The 18,688-nt window shown below is 52.4% G+C and carries 12 protein-coding genes, 1 tRNA gene, 2 rRNA genes, 2 pseudogenes and 1 other annotated feature (1 of these 18 only partly in view); of the genes and pseudogenes, 10 read left to right on the forward strand and 7 right to left on the reverse strand.

The features are described from left to right. The 4 genes from MP213Fo_RS07720 to MP213Fo_RS07735 all read left to right on the forward strand — a co-directional run. Positions 1 to 1,754 (forward strand): 23S ribosomal RNA (locus tag MP213Fo_RS07720); it begins 1,055 nt to the left of the window's first position. Between the two features lie 216 nt (positions 1,755 to 1,970). Beyond that, positions 1,971 to 2,085 (forward strand): 5S ribosomal RNA (gene rrf / locus MP213Fo_RS07725). A gap of 386 nt (positions 2,086 to 2,471) precedes the next feature. Beyond that, positions 2,472 to 2,548, forward strand: a tRNA-Met gene (locus MP213Fo_RS07730). A gap of 156 nt (positions 2,549 to 2,704) precedes the next feature. Next, entirely contained in the window at positions 2,705 to 3,286 is a 582-nt protein-coding gene (locus tag MP213Fo_RS07735; RefSeq protein WP_421088497.1) for a histidine phosphatase family protein, read from the forward strand. A gap of 223 nt (positions 3,287 to 3,509) precedes the next feature. Here MP213Fo_RS07735 and blaOXA read toward each other — a convergent pair whose 3' ends face one another. From blaOXA to MP213Fo_RS07765, 6 genes and pseudogenes are all read right to left on the reverse strand, one after another. Beyond that, positions 3,510 to 4,346 (reverse strand): class D beta-lactamase, encoded by an 837-nt coding sequence (gene blaOXA / locus MP213Fo_RS07740; protein WP_421091068.1) that lies wholly within the window; start codon positions 4,344 to 4,346, stop codon positions 3,510 to 3,512. 129 nt (positions 4,347 to 4,475) lie between these two features. After that, positions 4,476 to 5,065 (reverse strand): annotated as a pseudogene (locus MP213Fo_RS07745) (IS3 family transposase); the annotation flags it as partial. Beyond that, positions 4,668 to 4,784: a sequence feature (AL1L pseudoknot), on the reverse strand. It overlaps the preceding pseudogene by 117 nt. 505 nt (positions 5,066 to 5,570) lie before the next feature. Continuing rightward, a complete protein-coding gene (locus MP213Fo_RS07750) occupies positions 5,571 to 6,065 on the reverse strand; it encodes a hypothetical protein (RefSeq protein ID WP_421088498.1) in 495 nt (164 codons plus the stop codon). A 15-nt stretch (positions 6,066 to 6,080) separates the two neighbouring features. Then, positions 6,081 to 6,893: a hypothetical protein gene (locus MP213Fo_RS07755; RefSeq protein ID WP_421088499.1), complete on the reverse strand. Its 813-nt coding sequence runs from the start codon at positions 6,891 to 6,893 to the stop codon at positions 6,081 to 6,083. Positions 6,894 to 6,895: 2 nt separating this feature from the next. Further along, positions 6,896 to 8,947 (reverse strand): vWA domain-containing protein, encoded by a 2,052-nt coding sequence (locus MP213Fo_RS07760; RefSeq protein WP_421088500.1) that lies wholly within the window; start codon positions 8,945 to 8,947, stop codon positions 6,896 to 6,898. Next, complete coding sequence (locus MP213Fo_RS07765; RefSeq protein ID WP_421088501.1) at positions 8,944 to 9,930, reverse strand: hypothetical protein; 987 nt, start codon at positions 9,928 to 9,930, stop codon at positions 8,944 to 8,946. Before MP213Fo_RS07765 ends, MP213Fo_RS07760 begins: the two co-directional genes overlap by 4 nt. 204 nt (positions 9,931 to 10,134) lie before the next feature. On the opposite strand from MP213Fo_RS07765, the gene MP213Fo_RS07770 reads away from it, so the two are divergent. Genes MP213Fo_RS07770 through MP213Fo_RS07780 form a run of 3 tightly spaced genes read left to right on the forward strand, consistent with a single transcriptional unit; the run spans position 10,135 to position 13,072 of the window. Then, a complete protein-coding gene (locus MP213Fo_RS07770) occupies positions 10,135 to 10,638 on the forward strand; it encodes a molybdopterin-dependent oxidoreductase (protein ID WP_421088502.1) in 504 nt (167 codons plus the stop codon). Next, entirely contained in the window at positions 10,635 to 12,446 is a 1,812-nt protein-coding gene (locus tag MP213Fo_RS07775; protein ID WP_421088503.1) for an ATP-binding protein, read from the forward strand. Before MP213Fo_RS07770 ends, MP213Fo_RS07775 begins: the two co-directional genes overlap by 4 nt. 14 nt (positions 12,447 to 12,460) lie before the next feature. Then, entirely contained in the window at positions 12,461 to 13,072 is a 612-nt protein-coding gene (locus tag MP213Fo_RS07780; RefSeq protein WP_421088504.1) for a response regulator, read from the forward strand. Between the two features lie 1,709 nt (positions 13,073 to 14,781). Here the strand turns inward: MP213Fo_RS07780 and MP213Fo_RS07785 are convergent. After that, positions 14,782 to 14,885, reverse strand: a pseudogene (locus MP213Fo_RS07785) (IS5/IS1182 family transposase); the annotation flags it as partial. A 335-nt stretch (positions 14,886 to 15,220) separates the two neighbouring features. Here MP213Fo_RS07785 and MP213Fo_RS07790 point away from each other — a divergent pair. The 3 genes from MP213Fo_RS07790 to MP213Fo_RS07800 all read left to right on the forward strand — a co-directional run bounded on the left by MP213Fo_RS07790 (position 15,221) and on the right by MP213Fo_RS07800 (position 18,682). Beyond that, entirely contained in the window at positions 15,221 to 15,844 is a 624-nt protein-coding gene (locus MP213Fo_RS07790; protein ID WP_421088505.1) for a helix-turn-helix domain-containing protein, read from the forward strand. Between the two features lie 106 nt (positions 15,845 to 15,950). Continuing rightward, positions 15,951 to 17,549, forward strand: a complete 1,599-nt coding sequence (locus MP213Fo_RS07795; protein WP_421088506.1) for an ABC transporter substrate-binding protein — start codon at positions 15,951 to 15,953, stop codon at positions 17,547 to 17,549. Between the two features lie 86 nt (positions 17,550 to 17,635). After that, positions 17,636 to 18,682, forward strand: coding sequence for an ABC transporter permease (locus MP213Fo_RS07800; protein ID WP_421088507.1), 1,047 nt, complete (start codon positions 17,636 to 17,638; stop codon positions 18,680 to 18,682). Positions 18,683 to 18,688: the final 6 nt, after the last annotated feature.

An 18,688-nucleotide genomic window follows, 5' to 3' on the forward strand; every position in this document is an offset into this window, starting at 1 on the left:
AAGTTATGGCTAAGTGGGAAAGGATGTGAGGATCCCAAAACAACCAGGATGTTGGCTTAGAAGCAGCCATCATTTAAAGAAAGCGTAACAGCTCACTGGTCTAGATAAGGGTCTTTGCGCCGAAAATGTACCGGGGCTAAAGCCATACACCGAAGCTGTGGATGCACTTAATGTGCGTGGTAGCGGAGCGTTCTGTAAGTCTGTGAAGGGGGACCCGTGAGGGCCCCTGGAGATATCAGAAGTGAGAATGCTGACATGAGTAACGATAAAGAGTGTGAGAGACACTCTCGCCGAAAGTCCAAGGGTTCCTGCTTAAAGTTAATCTGAGCAGGGTTAGCCGGCCCCTAAGGCGAGGCCGAAAGGCGTAGTCGATGGGAACCACGTTAATATTCGTGGGCCTGTGGGTAGTGACGGATCGCGTGTATTGTAAGGTCTTATTGGATTGATCTTGCAGTGAAGCGGTTCCAGGAAATAGCTCCCACATATAGACCGTACCCTAAACCGACACTGGTGGACTGGTAGAGAATACCAAGGCGCTTGAGAGAACTGCGTTGAAGGAACTCGGCAAATTGCACGCGTAACTTCGGAAGAAGCGTGACCCCTTTTTAGGCAACTAGATGGGGGTGGCACAGACCAGGGGGTAGCGACTGTTTACCAAAAACACAGGGCTCTGCGAAGTCGCAAGACGACGTATAGGGTCTGACGCCTGCCCGGTGCTGGAAGGTTAAGAGGAGAGGTGCAAGCCTTGAATTGAAGCCCCAGTAAACGGCGGCCGTAACTATAACGGTCCTAAGGTAGCGAAATTCCTTGTCGGGTAAGTTCCGACCTGCACGAATGGCGTAACGACTTCCCCGCTGTCTCCAACGCAGACTCAGTGAAATTGAATTCCCCGTGAAGATGCGGGGTTCCTGCGGTTAGACGGAAAGACCCCGTGCACCTTTACTATAGCTTTACACTGGCATTTGTGGCGACATGTGTAGGATAGGTGGTAGACTTTGAAGCTTGGACGCCAGTTCGAGTGGAGTCATCCTTGAAATACCACCCTTATCGTCATAGATGTCTAACTGCGACCCGTATATCCGGGTCCAGGACCGTGTATGGTGGGTAGTTTGACTGGGGCGGTCGCCTCCTAAAGAGTAACGGAGGCGCGCGATGGTGGGCTCAGAACGGTCGGAAATCGTTCGTCGAGTGCAATGGCATAAGCCCGCCTGACTGCGAGACAGACAAGTCGAGCAGAGACGAAAGTCGGTCATAGTGATCCGGTGGTCCCGTGTGGAAGGGCCATCGCTCAACGGATAAAAGGTACGCCGGGGATAACAGGCTGATGACCCCCAAGAGTCCATATCGACGGGGTTGTTTGGCACCTCGATGTCGACTCATCGCATCCTGGGGCTGGAGCAGGTCCCAAGGGTATGGCTGTTCGCCATTTAAAGCGGTACGTGAGTTGGGTTCAGAACGTCGTGAGACAGTTCGGTCCCTATCTGCCGTGGGTGTAGGAATATTGATAGGATCTGTCCCTAGTACGAGAGGACCGGGATGGACGTATCTCTGGTGGATCTGTTGTCGTGCCAACGGCATAGCAGAGTAGCTATATACGGACGGGATAACCGCTGAAGGCATCTAAGCGGGAAACCCACCTAAAAACGAGTATTCCCTATCAGAGCCGTGGAAGACCACCACGTTGATAGGCCGGATGTGGAAGTGCAGTAATGCATGCAGCTGACCGGTACTAATAGCTCGACTGACTTGATTGTTCTCATTCTCAATATCCATCAGCGACGACCAAAGGTCGTCGATGATAGGATTGTTTGCTCTCACGCCTAATTCACTTTGTGAATGGCTCCGAGAGGCGCGGTATAAACCGCGACGGCCAGTCGGCCTTGCGAACACAATTGTGTTCGACACGCCACTGACTGAAAAACTTTGCACGAAAAACCCAGCTTCTTATTTGTTTCTGTGCGCTTTGCTGACCTGGTGGTTATGGCGGAGCGGCTGCACCCGATCCCATTCCGAACTCGGCCGTGAAACGTTCCAGCGCCAATGGTACTTCGTCTTAAGACGCGGGAGAGTAGGTCGCTGCCAGGTCTGCAAAACGCACAAAACAATAATCTCACAATCAATACAAAACAAATCATTCAAAACGCGCAAAGCGTTCAAAAATATCAAGCCAGAAATTATAATGTTAAACTGGCTAATAGCCTTTAAGCAAATATGCAGTCTGTAATTAATGACAAGGCAAATATGCTCAAAAGCTGAAATGAAGGGCTATGGAGCAGCCCGTTCGGCCGGTAATTGATAATCAATCAATTGCTTTCCGGTCTCACCTCATCAGGCTACGCCTGACTGCGCTCCCGGGCTCAAGACCCGACATTCTTTGACGCGGGGTGGAGCAGCTCCCGTCTGACCGCAGACCAAAGGTCGAGGACAGACAAATACAAAAGTCGGGCTAAGCTCGGTGCTCACAAGTTTATCGCGGGGTGGAGCAGCCCGGTAGCTCGTCAGGCTCATAACCTGAAGGCCGCAGGTTCAAATCCTGCCCCCGCAACCAAATAGAACTCGAAACCCTCAATCAATTCAAACCGTTGGCTGAGGGTTTTTTGTTGCCCGAAACCTGCCGTTCGTATCTACGTTTTGGCAGGTATGACTGGCGCCCCACGGCCGATCTGCAAGATAGCTTCCAACCAGTGCCTCGATTGTATACTATATGGCCATGGCCAGCTTATATTTTATCACTCATCCCGAAGTTGTCGTTGATCCAGAAACGCCGATCGAACGCTGGAATTTGAGTCCACGAGGTATCGAACGAATGAGAGCGTTCGCGGCCTCTTCTATCGTTTCAAATGTCGGAGCGGTCTGGTCCAGCACTGAAACAAAGGCGATTGAAGCTGCCGGCATCCTGGCCGGTGCATTGGGACTCGGTATTCAAGTCTCCAACAACCTTGGGGAAAACGATCGACGCGCAACGGGCTTCCTGCCACCACCGGAATTCGAAGCCGTGGCAGACAGCTTCTTTGCCGCGCCGGAGACCAGTATTCGAGGCTGGGAAAGGGCCGTTGATGCACAAGCGCGTGTTAGAAACGTCGTCTCCCAAATCGTGGCCGAACACGTAGAAGGCGATTTGGCGATTGTCGCCCATGGCGCGGTCGGCACGCTGCTTTTCTGTGCTTTGTCGGGAGTACCTATTAGTAGGTCTTACGACCAACCATTTCAGGGGCATTTCTGGCAGGCGGCGTTGCCCGCACTACGACCAACGGACGAGTGGAGACCGATAGCGTTTCGAAATTGAAAGGCGTTAGGGCACCACCCATTATGCAGAACTGCATTTGGGAGGGGACGAGCGGCCAGTCCACACAGGTCTATTCATGCCACAAAGCAGACAGTCTAAAAACCACCCCAACGTCGCTGTTCCTGGTAGCTCTGATGATGCCGAACGCCGTTTGGGACGCGACCAACTAGGGCTACCACCATCCACGAATACGACCCAGTTGTGGACGATCTTACCCGACTGTTTATAGGTCGCTGGCTGCCGAGAATAGATCGTGAAGGACCGCCTTGCGAGCTGCCTTCCCGGGAGACGTTGACGGCTTGGTGGTGTCTTTCGTGAGACGAGCAAACACCACTGTCCTATCGTCTTTCGTGGCCCAACCTACGAACCAACCCCAAGGCTGCCCTTTCGCGATCGTTCCGTCGGGATTTTTTGACATACCCGCGCCGGTCTTGCCGTAAATATGCCAACCGCTTGGCTGCAAACCGATATCAACGATGGTGCGCGTCATGTCGTAAGCATGGGAACTTACGGGTAGCTCCCGACCTACGATTTTTCGCAAGAACGCCAGTTGCTCAAGGGGCGAAATCTCCAGTGACGAACTCAGCCATGCGTTCGTAAGGCCATTGTCTTTGCCCGGATCACCCGAGACATCTTCGTTGCCGTATTGAAATTCCTGAACGTAGCGACCGAACCGCTCCGCGCCTACCGCCTCCGTAACCCGCTGCGAATACCAGACAACGGAATCCTTGATCCATTTCGTGGGGTCGGTCACGCTCCGCCAAGCCGGGTTCCAGTCAGTATAACCTTCCTTAAACGGTACGCTCGGCGTATGCGCGTCTTTCAGAAAACCAGCATCAAACCCCATAAGGCTAATGGCAATTTTGAAGGTAGACGCCGAAGTGGTGCGCGTATCGCAGTCCCCTTCTTGCTTCAGCATCTTGCCCGATGAAGCATCGGCTACAGCGGTGCAAATGGTCAAGGTTTCTGCATACGCTGAAGATAGCGAGAACACGGTATAGAGCACGGAAATAATCGTGATACGACTCAAAATCAAAGTCTGACTCCTCTGAATTTCCATCAGTATAAAACGGCCTTGCGTCATCATCATCGATAAAATTTTACGATTTCCATGAGAGTAAATAGATACTTAACAAAGTCTCTGCGCTTGATGACCGTCGCGGAACTCCTGACTTTCACGACATCCGGGCCGGGCCACAGTGCAGCGGGCAACATCAAAGCCTTCACGCTTTAATTGCCGCCAAACCTTCCGAACACCATAAACGCGGAAGTTTTGCTCGAAGACACGACGTATCTCAATCTTCAGGCTGATATCATTACGGGAGCGGACCGGCAGCAGGTTGACGTCCAGGCGCTTGGCGACGTTTTCGTAGTAGGTTGACGGGGCAATAGACAATAGTCTGCAGATCGGCTCGACCCCAAACACACCACGGTATTCGTCGATGAATGAGATCATCGTTTGAAGGGGCGGTCGAGCTCCGCCTGGGCAAAATAAGCAGATGCTTTGCGTAATATCTCATTGGCCTCGCGAAGTTCGCGGTTCTCACGCTCTAGAGCCTTCATCTTCTCAGCCACATCACTTGGCAAGCCTGCTCGCTTGCAGCCATCAACTCCTGTCTTTTTAAACCATTCATGCAATGTGGCTGGTGAACAGCCGATTTTGGCTGCGATAGATGAAACCGCTGCTCATCGCGATGGGTGCTCTGCCTCGTGATCCAGCACCATACGGATGGCGCGTTCACGGACTTCAGGTGAAAATTTGTTCGTTGTTTTGCTCATAGTGACTCCACTCTCTCAGAAGTTGGAGCCTCCGGCAAACCCGGTACGGTTCACACTGAGGAGGCCCAGGAATTCGCCACTAAGTGGTTCTGGACATATAGAAACGAAAGACCAAATATGGACATCGGGGAGATGATACAGATACAAAAATGAAAATGGCCGCTTGAGTTCTACTACAAAACCCCAATAAAAATGGGGAAATACCATTGACGGCACAGCTGAACATTTCGTTGACAGCCTTGTCATAACACGCCCCTAGAAACTGAAAATGATCGCCTGAAGTCTACTTCTGTTCTGTGTTGAAACGGGTAAGATTGCCGTGTGAGCGGAAACATTCGGTAGGGCATTTCGCGCGTGCAATAAATTATTCACGTTTCGCTAAATATGACTTAGATGCTTCCTGTCTCTCTGTATAAACAAGAAGTTAATGTGAGAAGTCAGAGACTAAAAAATGCCTAGTCGTCGTCGGCATTTCCGTAGATTTTCATTGAAATTCAATCTATTCTTACTGTGTGCTGCAATCGATGCTGAGGTTAGCGCCATTCCCGACGGGCGCGCCATTCTCATTGACCAGCACCAGATCCTTAACCGACAGCTTTTCGCCGGTGACAACGATGTCAAACTCCTGCGAAACGACCCGACCCGCCTGAATCTTCCGCTCAGGGCTGGCGTAGGGACGATCGACGCCGAGGCCAATGGTAAGTGCATTCGCCGTTGACGACAGTTCGAAGAAGAGCTTTTCGCCGTCTGGCGTCGTTCCGGGACCTCGGAGCTCAATATCGTAGGCTCCATCCTGCTCATAGAAGGCACATGTTGTCGGCGTGAACTCGTAGCGACCTGCGGTGGTTTCCAGAACACCTGATCCAGCCGTGGGAACGCTCTGTGCTGTCGGTGCTTCCGCCTCTGCACTGCACCCGACAAGCATAAGGCTGCCGCACGAAGCGATCAGGAGAGCGATGCGCGTACGGCGCCTTTGCGTTTTGGGTTTTTGCGTGAACATTTCGCTCTCCAGTGCTTATGGATATGACCAGCCGTCATGCTCGACGCGGAAAATCCGCAACGGTGCGCCAGATTTTGTGGTGTCAGCACGAAGGTAAAACACCGCGCGCTGTTTCTTGCCGAAATTGGTGAAATCGACGTTGATAGTGATCATGCCGCGGAGCATCGGCTGGCGAGGATCAGGCATCGGTTCTTCTAAGGCGACATCGAAGTCCTGAGCGCCGTAAAGCGGATGTGCACCAAGCTTGCCTGAGGCCAGCCAGGCGACAATCTCGTCGGTAAAGTAGTTCTTGGACACCTTCGGATCGAACGCGCTTGGCAGCTTGCTGTTTTCTGACTGGAACTGGCGTTCGTAAATTTCTCGCACCAAATCCTGTGCTTGGCCAACCGGATCGATATCAGGGGCAGCTGTATAGGGCTCATGTACAGGCTGCGCCGGATGGGTCTTTGCTGCCGTGGCGATGGGTTCACTGCCATCAGGCGTGATGTAGCGTTGTGCTACCCAGCCGGCCTTGTTCATCCCTTTGTTGCGCATCAGGCACCAACGTGGCGGCAGCGCCCTGATCTGTGCCTCCGACATCACCGTATAATGGGCTGCCGTGTAGAACGGCACGCAGGTGATCTGTTGCATGCTGCGCTCATTGTGAGCGAATTTTTCGATCACCGGATAGTTGGTACCGGGCCCCATCCGGGCGTTGAGGCCGTCGTTGGCGGAGACACCCGTGACGCGCCAGGCATCTGGTCCGTGTCCGTCGATTTCGGCCTGCGCCGGATAAGCGACGATGCTGAGCGTGATTGTAGCAAGCGCTACCGTGAGTACGCGGGCCATATTCACTTGACCTCCACAATTGAGCGACCGAGAACCCTACGGCCGCTGATGTCAAGAAACCGCACTTCATAGATTCCGGCTTGTGCAGGCATCTGCAATTCCAGCGACTTTTCTGTCCCAACCTTGAGGGCATCGATCCAGCTGAAATCAGCCTGATCTGGGCGGGCAATAGCGATGCGCTGATCTGCGCTCCCGTTTTCCGCGCTCCACGACACGGTGATCGTCTCGTTAACACCCGCCTGCGCCGGTGTCTTGAGCCCAGCTCCGTCATCCAGCGGCGCGTCTTCCGCCACCACTTCCAGCTGGTGGCTGGCAAGGGTGCGAGCGCCTTCGCGCAGCACATAGCGGATTTCGTAAAGTCCGGTTTCGGCTGGCGCTTTCATATCGCCTGCACGTGCGTCCCGAACCCGAATATAGTCGGCATACTTTCCCTCAGCGGTCCCGGCGGGAACAATGGTGAGATAGTCCTCTGGGTGGATTGAAGACGACCAGGTGACACTAATTTTACTTCCCGCTCGCGCGACATCTGGACCGCTGACTGTCACTTCAGCCGTGATTACTTCCACGGGGGTGGAAGCCATTGTGCGTCCACCTTCCCGCAGCACATAACGCACCTCGTAAAAGCCGGGCTCGGCGGGTGCCGTCAACTTGTTTTCGGTGACATCGCGCACGCGCTTATAGTTGGTGTATTTACCTGCTTCAGCTCCCGCAGGAACGATTGTGACATAGTCCTCCGGATGGATCGAAGCCGACCAGGTCACCTTGAAGCTTGCGCCGGTGGTCATCTCTTTGGGCGCGGCGATGCCCATTTCGGCCTCAACGACTTCCACAGGGGTGGAAGCCATGGTACGGCCCCCTTCACGCAAGACATAGCGTACTTCGTACAGGCCGGGCTCGGCAGGTGCCGTCAACTTATTTTCAGTGACATCGCGCACGCGCTTATAGTTGGTGTATTTACCTTCTTCAGCTCCGGCAGGAACGATTGTGACGTAATCTTCCGGGTGGATCGAAGCCGACCAAGTCACCTTGAAGCTTGCGCCGGTGATCACTTCTTTGGGCGCGGCAATGCCCATTTCGGCCTCAACGACTTCCACAGGGGTGGAAGCCATGGTGCGGCCCCCTTCACGCAAGACATAGCGTACTTCGTACAGGCCGGGCTCGGCAGGTGCCGTCAACTTGTTTTCAGTGACATCGCGCACGCGCTTATAGTTGGTGTATTTACCTGCTTCAGCTCCCGCAGGAACGATAGTGACGTAATCTTCCGGGTGGATGGAGGCCGACCACGTCAACTTAAAGCTTGCTCCGGTGGTCACCACTTCGGGCGCTTGGATCTTTATTTCTGCTTCCTGCTCCGGTTCGGGTGTTGGTTCGACCTCTTGCTGTACCATTGGCTGCAAATCCATGACCGACTGTATATGCACCAGCGCATCTTTCAACTCGGCAGCATTCTGGGCCGGAACGAAGACGCCGCCAGTGTTTTCGGCAATGCAGGCGAGGCTGGCATGGGCCTCGTCCTCAAGGTCGAAGCCGACGACATGGGTTGTGAACTTCACGCCCTGACGGGCGAGTTGCTCGGCCAACGCGCAAGGATCGGCCTGACAGGTTTCCAGACCATCGGAAATGAGCACGACCGTGGCGGGGGTGTCGCGATAGGACAAGAGTTCTGCGGCATGCTGGACGGCTGCGGAAATCGGCGTCTTTCCTTTCGGGCGGATGCCGTTCACCGTGCTAATGAATCTTGCCCTGTCGAGCGGTCCCGGTTCGATCAATGTTTCGATGTCGCGGCAGTCGCCTTCTGAGCGATGTCCATAGGCGACCAGGCCGAGATTGATGTCGTCGGACCAGCCGGTCACGAGATCGGTCATCACGTCGCGTGCGATCTCGATCTTGCTAGTGCCGCCGATCTGTCCCCACATCGAGCCGGAGGCGTCATAAACGATGATCACGTCTTCTGCTGCCGCAGCGACTGACAGTGGGGTGGTGATGGCGCTGGCCGCGATCAGTGCCGTTTTCAGAGCTTTCATCATGGTGTTTCGTTCGCTAAATTGTTTCATGCGGGCTGCACGTCACTGTCGCTACGCGGGCCGGAAAAACCTGACGTTCCCATGGCGCGCGCCTTCAGCTTGCGGAATTTGGCCGACATCTGCTCCAGCCTTGCGTCCCATTGGGGATCTGGTTGCTGACCTTCGATGGTTTTGAAAAACACCTGCATCAGGCAGGCGATGGCGAACGGCTCCAGCAATGCCGCCTTGACGCTCCAGGCAAACAAGAGCGCGAACACGAAGCCACCGGCTGCCCAAGCGCCAGGCATCACGTAGACTACTAGAGCTGCTGGCGCGAGCATCAGCAGAAACACCAGAAAGCTCAGAAGGTAGACAATGATCGCTAGCCAGGCGGCGTTTTTGAGCATGACACGGTAGTTTTGGCCGTAAAGCACGAGCGCTTCCCTGGACGATCCCCAAGGGTTTGTCGAGCCAGTGCGGATTGCATAGGCGAGAATGATTTCGTCGATGAAACCAACAGCAACCCGCAGAAAGGCGTTTAGGATACCCGAAAGCTGCTGCGCACCCGGAATGGGCAGGATGCTCAGGATACCGCGCACCAACCCGGTGATCGCGCCGATCACACCCTTCACCAGCTGGTCGATAGCAAACAGGACGCTGGCCTGAGCAAAGCGTTCTCTCACCACCGCTGTCGCATAGTTGATCTGCGACTTGCCATCCGGCATTGGTTTGCCGTCGATCAGTTCCACCAATACCGCGATATGACCCGCCTTGACGATATAGAGGATATATTCGCGCGCCCAGTACATGATAGCGCCAAACAGGCCAAAGCCCATAACTCCGCCCCATAGTGTTGTGTTTGCCTGAAATCCTTCATCACCGAAGCCGCCCACGCCATAGCCGATACCGGCACCGGTCCCTGTCAGCAAGACATAGCCAACGGCAATACCGAAGTAGACTACCATCCGCAGCATAATGAACGGCATGGTCCGCGCCATCATTGTGAGCGCGCCACTGATTCTAAAATCCCACATGCTTCATCCCGCCTCTATATAACCTTGCCTTTTAGGTCCGCTCGGGAAACTTTAGCAGAAGCAAAGCAGGCATGCCCCATCCATTTGGATAGGGACATGTCGCTAAAACTGGGTATAATTAGTCAAAATGTGCCAAGGCGGAAAACAATATAAAATAAGAGGGCATAAAGAAATAGGGATCAACTTGGAGGGAGGCGCGTCGATTTGCAGGTATTTTTCTTTTCTATTTTGACAGCCATGTTGTTTTACTTTTCCTCTGAAGTCAGTGGTCAGGATCAGTCAATATTGCCACCCTCCATACTTGAGGTGAGCGGCGCTATTTCGAAGGGCGATGCGGAAGGGGTGGCACATTTCGACATTGTGGAGCTGCGGACACTACCTCCAGCGCGGCTCGAAACAACCACCGCTGTCACAGATGGCGTACACCGCTTTGACGGCGTTCTTATGAGAGATCTTTTGGCGCATGTCGGCTCCTATGGCACAGTCGTGACGGCGAGAGCCCTAAATGATTACGCGATTGAAATCGCAGTCGAGGAATTTGACCAATTCGACGTTCTTGTTGCCTATGAGCTGGACGGCAAACCGCTACTGCCGAGCGATAAGGGGCCGCTATGGATTGTCTACCCACGTGACCAGCATGCCGAGTTGCAGGATATCCGCTTTGATTATCGTTGGGTTTGGCAATTGAAATCGCTGGAAATTCGATGAGTAGGCGCGCACGTGCATTGCTGGGCGTCGCGCTGCCTGTTTCGGCCATCGCCATCTTTGTCGTTCTGCTCGCATTCTCTCTGATGCGCCTGTCCGATATCGAACGCAACATGCGCATTGAGGCCACCCAGAACATGCTGTGGGTGATCTCACGGGCGCATATTTCAAGCCTTCAGCTGAGCGAGGCCATCGCGAACAGCGCTTCCGGAGAAATTGATCATGCGCAGATGGAGTTGCGCCTGAACATATTCCTCAGCCGGCTTGCCTTGCTTGATGATGGCCCGCAACGTCGGCGGATGGAAGCACTTGGCGCGTCGGACTCTCTGGATGCGTTGCGGGAAAGCCTGCCCGAACTCGGCTCATTGCTGAAGAGCCCCAGCCTGGCGACAATGCCGCGTATCAGAGCTCTGCTGGCTCCTTACAATGCGACGCTCACTGAAGCTGCCAACAAGGCAATGGTGGCCGAATGGGACGATCTTGGCGCGACGCTTGATGTCACGCGCAAGCAGCTGTGGCAAATCATTATCTCCATGATCGGCATATCATTGGCAGGTTCGATGCTTTGCGTTCATTTTCTGCTGGCGATCCGCGATGCAAGGCAACGGACTCGCTTGCTCAACAAGGAAAAGGCATTTTCCGAACTCCTGATCGGATCCAGCGATGAAGGCATTATCGCTGTCGATATGGATCGACGCTGCACGGTCTGGAACGAGGCTGCCGAACGGCTCTTTCGTGTTGGTGCTGATCGGGCAACAGGTGGTGCGCTGGGAGAATTATCAGGCTTTTTCGCGGTCGACCGGATCGAGCAGGCAATTGACGGCGCTCTTCAGGGCAAAGCAGTTGCATTGTTGGATCAACCATTCTTTCCCCCATACCAGACTAGCCCTCTTTATGTCGATTTGCGCTGCTTCTCACTGCGTGACGGCGGGCGCATCATTGGCACAATCCTACTGGTCTCGGACGTTACCAAACGCAGGGCGGCGCAACGGGAGATTGCGGATCATCGCGACCATCTGGAGCAATTGGTGCAGGCGCGCACGCAGGAGCTTGAGGCGGCGCTGACCAGAGAACGTGATACAGCTGATCTTTATAGGAATTTTGGCACCATGATTTCTCATCAGTTCCGCACCCCGCTCGCTCTTGTCGATTCAGCGCTTCAGCGCCTGATCCGCCGACGCGACCGACTTGCGCCGGCAGAGATAATGGAGCGGGGCAACCAGGCCCGCAGCGCCATCGCGCGTCTGGTTCGGCTGGTGGAAAGCACCCTCGATGCCGCACAGCTCGATGCAGGCCAGATAGAAGTCCGTAGCCAAGAATGCGACCTCAACCACCTCGTTGCGGATATCTGCGCGCGGCAGGATGAGGATATGGGCTGGCGACAGATCACAGTGACGCTTCCTGACGGTGTTTCGCCTGTTGCCTATTGTGATCCCGTGCATGCGGAACACATTTTGACTAACCTTCTGTCCAATGCCGTGAAATATTCACCGAAGGCGACCCCGATCACGGTCAGCTTCGCTTGTGACGAGTCACGGATCACGTGCATCGTGACCAATATTGGATCACCTAGAGGGGTGTTCGTGCCTGATTTGCTTTTTGATCGCTATTATCGCGGCAGCAATACTGAAGGCTGTCCCGGTATTGGCGTTGGTCTTTATATGGCAAAAGCGCTTGCGCGCTTGCAGGGCGGCGATGTGCAATTGCAAGCTTCGGAGCCAGACATATTTCGAATGGCGATATCGCTGCCACGCTCTGCCTCTGTTTGCGATGCTGTTGCGCCCGTGACCTTAAGAAAGGAGACGGTATGATCGCGGAGCCGTTTGTGATCCTTTGTATTGAAGACGAAGTGCAATTGCGGCGTGACATCGTGGACGAACTGGTCGAGGCGGGGTATGATGTCCTCGAAGCCAGCAATGGCAGGCAAGCGCTCGACAAGCTGGCGCGTGTCTGCCCCGATCTGGTTCTTTGCGACATCTCCATGCCTGGTCTCAATGGATATGGTGTGCTTAAGGCCCTGCAAGAAAAGGGGCCTGATTATACCGAAATTCCGTTTGTGTTCCTCTCGGCTCTTGCCGACCCCCGACACATCGTCGATGGCAAGCGGCTTGGCGCGGATGATTACCTCGTTAAGCCAATCGATTATGATCTCTTGCTGGCGACCATCGAAACCCGTCTGCGTCAAATCGGGCGTATTCGTTCGGCGCGCCTATTGCGGCCGGCTACACCCAATTTTACAAAACTGGCGGAAGCTTATGGCCTTACACCCGCAGAAATACGGATCATACAAGCGCTCAGTAAAGGTGGGAAGCTGACGCAAATCGCGGCTGACCTTGGTGTCTCGCGCTCTACTGTTGCCTTTCATATGCGCAATATATTCGAGAAAACCGGAACCGGCAGGCAGACGGAATTGGTTGCTTTGGTACTTCAGCGGTGACTGTTTCAATCTTATATATGAGATTTGGCGTAGCGATCGTAAAGTGGGTTCGCGCGAAGTCTCTAACCCCAAATCTACCACTGTGACAATTTCCAGAGGCTTAGCGGTTACGCCTATCTAAAAAATGGCCATGCCTTTGGGGTCTAACTGTTAAAAACCTCGCGGCTATGTATTTCCCGGTTCAACCGGCAGCGTCCGTAGTGATTGGCGGCGCTGTTGCCCTAGCTTACGAACTGATTTATTCTATCGGTCGTAAAGATTACGCCGTTCCATCGCCGTACGTTGGCATTGTTCAGCACTATGCTTGAAATTCCTCCGCTTGAAGAGAATATCTTACCAGTGGTAACAGCGGTAGAGTGAACTTATTACTTTTTTAGTGTCTGCCGAATCTGAAGCAAACTGGCCTGCTGCCGGTTTAATGATAGGCATCGTGCTTAGCGATCTGCAAGAATTAGTTGAAAAGACTTAGTTATATATCCATTATGCGCTGCTATATGGCTACCTCTAATGAATGTCGGTATCGGTGGTTGCGTGCCCCGCAATCAAAATCAAAACAATCAATTCAATCAGTAGGCTGATGGTATTTTGTTGTCCAGAATTCCTCAAACTTACCAAGACCTTCTTTTGTTAGCAAATACTAATACCTTGCTGAAACAGGTTCAAATCGGGCGTAATGAACCAAGCAACCATGTACAATACTTAATGACTGTGATGAGGGGTGATGGACAATCGCAAGAAGTGCGAGCATGGCGGTAATGGTGAAGCTCGTCTAGCGCTCCGTTTCGGACATTAGATTAGCATTCACCTGTTAGCCAATGCCGTAGTTCAGGTTCAAACGCCGCCAACATCCACGAAAGATTGGTAAGTGGGCAGTCATGTGACGACTGCTACGCGTGACAGCTGGCCCCTCCCTCTCATCTAGATTTAGGCCTGGTTCTATTTTGCGCTGTAATACTGAGCTTTCTAATCTGGCCATCCGGCACAAGTATCGCGTCACATCCAATCTCGATTTTGCTTGGGTGCTCATTAATTTTTTGGTCAAGGCTCTTACTTCTGGAGTGATAAACGTGGCATTATTGAGCGTTGGCCGACGCTGGCATTAACGGCGCGAACTATCGTTACGGGAGTTCGCCCAACGAACAGGATTATCCAGGAACACCATCCGCAAATACTTACGTCTCAATGGCTTGTGCCAAAGTTTCAGCGCAGCACCACAAGCAAGCTCGACCCATTTTCTGACCGTTTGACTGTATGGTTAAAGACGGAAGATCGTAAACCTTGCAAACAAAAGTACATCGTGAATTTGTTGTATTCTGACCGGTTCATTTTGGGCTATGAGGGGTTGTATAGTCGTGTCGTAACCTTTGCGCGCCAATGGAATGCTGATCTGCATATACACAAGTAGACATCCGTTCGAGGTACATTTGTCCCTCTAAGCTTTGATCTTGGGAAGCATTTCAATTTGATTGGCCGGATGACTGGGCAATTATCGGTAATGAGCGGACAAAGCTTCAAATAGCACATATACAGCCAAGCTATTCTAGAGCTTTATCGGAGTGCCAAGTAAAAATCTGAATTGAACGGCCAACATGCCGTTAAAAGTTTGCGAGTCGATCTGAGAGCTTATCATGTTGAACAAAGTGTTCGTAGCATGAGGCCAATTGATGCTAATTTGAGTAAGGCGAGTGCGTTTCTCGACAGGTTCTCAAGATAGTTTGCCAGCCTTGGACATCTCCCCAGCCACGCAAAAAGTGTATTCAACAACCCAGCGCCGTGGCAATACTTCGAAGCCCTTGGCAACATCGGACCGTTCACGATCTCTGCGCTCGGGCTGTACATGGCCTTCTTTTGATCCTTGGCAAAGACCGGCCCCTGATAATTGCCATCAAAAATAGCTTCTTCAAAAAAGAATAGCTCCGAAACAACCTCTTCAGGAGCAGCCGGGCGCCGTTCTCTGTCGTCCACATTGAGGCTTCCTAACACGAATAGCTGCATTTCCGGATGTCACTATTATTATGGCGCGGCAAGTTCAGTATATCCAAAAAAATAGCGAGATCGGTAAAACTCTGTTGACAGACTGATATATGAGACTTTAGTGTGACTAAAGTTTATTGATTGATACTGTCAGGTTAGCAGAGGGGGCGATACTTGCAAATCAACAAGTCCGGCACGTCTTTGCCATCGGAAAACGCAGCAGATTCATCAGGTCATTATTCGGCGGGGCACGATCTTGGCGCAAGCATTAGATTTGAGCGCGAAAAAGCGGCCAAAACCTTACGTGAAATTGCACAAAGCTGTGGCCTGACATCAGGTTTTATCAGTCAAATTGAGCGTGGTATCAGCAAGCCGTCACTGACCTCGCTCTATGCGATTGCCAAAGCACTTAATGTGCCAGTGGATCGTTTTGTATCGGCACCACTGGAGCGGCGCGGTAAAAGTGTCAGCCACAGGCATGACCGGCAGATCATCCGCATTGATAATAGTGAGCGGCACTATGAGTTGTTGGAGCCGGGCTTTAGCGGGGCAAAACTGAATGCATGTATGACACATGTGCCGCCGGGGTATGAATCGGATCTCATGAGCCATGAGGGTGAGGATTTCATTTATCTGATCCGCGGCTCCGTTATTTATGAAATTGATGGTGTGGATTATCCGCTGGAGCAGGGTGGCACATTGCATTTCCCATCCTCACAAACGCATCGTTTACGTAATACCGGTTTTGAAACAGCGACAGAATTATGGGTCGGAACAATGCGGGTCTTTCCGGAATAATCCGGCATGGGTTGCGCCGGATCGGATCAGACGTGACTAAACTGAGAATAACAATAAGGGATCAGGCGGTAAGCAGTAAAACTGTCCGCTAAAAATGGAGGCAAATATGCAAATGCTTAAAGTCTTTACCGGAGCGCTTGTCGGTCTGGCGCTGACAAGTTCTTACTCGCTTGCCGCAACACCTAAGAATACGCTGGTGGTGGCCGATGCGATTGATGATATTATTACGCTTGACCCGGGTGAAGTTTCCGAGGTTGGGGGTGTTTTGACAGCTAACCAGATTTATCAACCGCTTGTCAGTTTTGCGCCTGAAGATCCGTCCAAGATTGTTGGTGTACTGGCTGAGAGTTGGGATGTCTCTGCGGATGGCAAGACTTACACGTTTAAAATGCGTAACGGCATGCAATTCGCTTCCGGCAATCCGGTAACCGCTAAAGACGCTGAATATTCGCTGCGTCGTGTGGTTGAAATGAAGTCGCGTTCGGCATTTATCCTATCGCAGTTCGGGCTAACTGAGGAAAATGTTAAAGACCGTATTAAGGCAACTGATGACCAGACTTTGGTCATTGAGATTGCTGATACTTATGCACCGTCATTTTTGTATTATTGTCTCTCGTCTTATGTCGGCGGTATCGTCGATTCCAAGCTTGTGCAGGAACATGAGGTGGATGGAGATTTCGGCAATGCATGGCTGAAAGCTGAAAACTCCGCTGGTTCAGGTCCTTATATGTTGACGCGCTGGGAGCCGAAACAATCAATTCTACTGACACGGAATCCTAACTTTACCGGTGATGCACCGAAAGACGGGAAACCTGTTGAGCGGATTTTCCTGCAGCATATTCCTGAAAGTGCAGCTCAACGCCTGTTACTGGAAAAAGGCGATATCGATATTGCCAATAAGCTTGGCCCTGATGATTTTGGTGCTCTGGGTGAGAAGTCCGGCACAACGGTCGTCGATGGCCGCTCCGGTACCATTTATTACATGGGGCTGAATGTTCGTAATGAGCATCTTGCTAAGCCGCAGGTGGTTAAAGCGCTAAAATATCTGGTTGATTATCAGGGGATTGTTGACACGATCTCACGAGGCACAATGGAAGTGCATCAGACTTTAGTGCCTAACGGCTTTCTCGGCGCGCTGGACTATAAACCCTATGACCTTGATGTGGAAAAGGCCAAAGCCCTGCTGAGTGAAGCAGGTATATCAGGCGAGTTTACACTGGATTCTGTGGTCTGGAATACGCCGCCTTATACCGATTTCGCCCAAGCCATTCAGGCAACTATGGCGCAGGCCGGTGTGAAGCTCAATCTTGAAGTGGTGGATGGCCAGCAATGGCTTGAGCGCTACCGCTCGGCAAGTCTTGATATCTGGTTTGGTCTTTGGGGGCCGGATTATCCGGATCCCCATTCCAATGCGAAGGCTTTTGCAGTGAATAAAAAAGATGCACCGGATGGTTCGACTGGTCTTGCGGATCGTTTTGGCTGGGATGCTGGCAAGCTCTCGCAAGATGCAATGGCGGCAGTGCGTGAACAGGATACCGATAAGCGCCGTGCCATGTATGAGGAATTGCAAAAAAAACATACCGACACATCGCCATTTCTCTACATGTTCCAGCAGGTGCGCAAAGTGGCAACGCGTGCTGAAATTAAAGGCCTGGTGCTTGGTCAGACTTTCTCTGATGACCGCTATTGGAATGTAACCAAATAACGCGGCAACAGATTGCAGCGGCATAGTTTTATATTTTGCCGCTGCCTCATTTTTCCCGGATTTTTATCTTTATGCGGAGCGGTTCGATGGCCATAGCTTTCACCACCCGGTTATTCTCTCTTTCCGGCCAGCTTTTGTCATGGCTGGTGACGATCGCTGTCACGCTTCTCGGGCTGCTGGCTTTAACCTTTTTTATTGGTCGCGTTGTTCCCATTGATCCGGTTTTATCGGTAGTTGGTCAAAAAGCCAGTGAAGAGGTCTATCAGCGGGTCTTTCTGGAGATGGGGCTGGATCAGCCGCTCTGGCAACAATTTGTTTCTTATGTCGGCAAGGTCTTACAAGGCGACTTCGGAACATCTTTTGTTACCAACAGGCCGGTTCTTAAGGATCTGGCAGGGTTTTTTCCCGCTACACTTGAGCTGGCAACACTTGGGCTTTTAATCGGCACCGTGATCGGTGTGCCTGCAGGGGTTGCCTCGGCCTATTGGCATAATCGATGGCCGGATCAGCTGATACGTATTATCGGACTGATTGGCTATTCAGTCCCGATTTTCTGGCTGGGGTTGGTCGGGCTTTATGTGTTCTACTTTAAACTTGATTGGGTTTCAGGCCCCGGACAAGTGGATGTGTTCTATCAGGGTATAGTGAGGCCGGTGACCGGATCAATCCTGATTGATTCATCGCTTGCCGGTGAATGGGAGGTCTTCCGTAATGCATGCAGCCATATTGTATTGCCGGCCGTACTGCTTGGTTATTTTAGTCTCGCTTATATTTCACGCATGACACGATCTATGATGCTTGATCAGTTAACCCGTGAATATGTACTGACCGCCCGTTTGAAAGGTGCAACCGAATATCGTGCCGTGATGTTGCATGCGTTGCGCAATGCAGCCATCCCGCTGGTCACTGTCATTGCACTGTCTTACGGTGGTTTGCTCGAGGGGTCAGTGCTGATTGAGACCATTTTTGCATGGCCCGGCATCGGTAATTATCTGGCGTCCTCGCTGTTTCGTGCCGATGTGAATGCGGTACTTGGTGGTACGGTGCTGATCGGTGCAGTGTTCATTGTTCTGAATATGTTGTCCGACATGCTCTATCGCATGCTGGATCCGCGTTCCAATCTCAAACGCTGACAGAGT

The sequence above is a fragment of the Pseudochrobactrum mosebachae genome (genome assembly GCF_048914685.1).
Taxonomy (GTDB): domain Bacteria; phylum Pseudomonadota; class Alphaproteobacteria; order Rhizobiales; family Rhizobiaceae; genus Pseudochrobactrum.

Excerpts from the sequence above, each read along its gene's own strand:
- MP213Fo_RS07735 (WP_421088497.1), top strand. The coding sequence starts at position 2,705 with ATGGCCATGGCCAGCTTATATTTTATCACTCATCCCGAAGTTGTCGTT.
- MP213Fo_RS07765 (WP_421088501.1), bottom strand. The coding sequence starts at position 9,930 with ATGTGGGATTTTAGAATCAGTGGCGCGCTCACAATGATGGCGCGGACC.
- MP213Fo_RS07795 (WP_421088506.1), top strand. The coding sequence starts at position 15,951 with ATGCAAATGCTTAAAGTCTTTACCGGAGCGCTTGTCGGTCTGGCGCTG.
- MP213Fo_RS07775 (WP_421088503.1), top strand. The coding sequence starts at position 10,635 with ATGAGTAGGCGCGCACGTGCATTGCTGGGCGTCGCGCTGCCTGTTTCG.
- MP213Fo_RS07750 (WP_421088498.1), bottom strand. The coding sequence starts at position 6,065 with ATGTTCACGCAAAAACCCAAAACGCAAAGGCGCCGTACGCGCATCGCT.
- MP213Fo_RS07760 (WP_421088500.1), bottom strand. The coding sequence starts at position 8,947 with ATGAAACAATTTAGCGAACGAAACACCATGATGAAAGCTCTGAAAACG.
- MP213Fo_RS07755 (WP_421088499.1), bottom strand. The coding sequence starts at position 6,893 with ATGGCCCGCGTACTCACGGTAGCGCTTGCTACAATCACGCTCAGCATC.
- MP213Fo_RS07800 (WP_421088507.1), top strand. The coding sequence starts at position 17,636 with ATGGCCATAGCTTTCACCACCCGGTTATTCTCTCTTTCCGGCCAGCTT.
- blaOXA (WP_421091068.1), bottom strand. The coding sequence starts at position 4,346 with ATGGAAATTCAGAGGAGTCAGACTTTGATTTTGAGTCGTATCACGATT.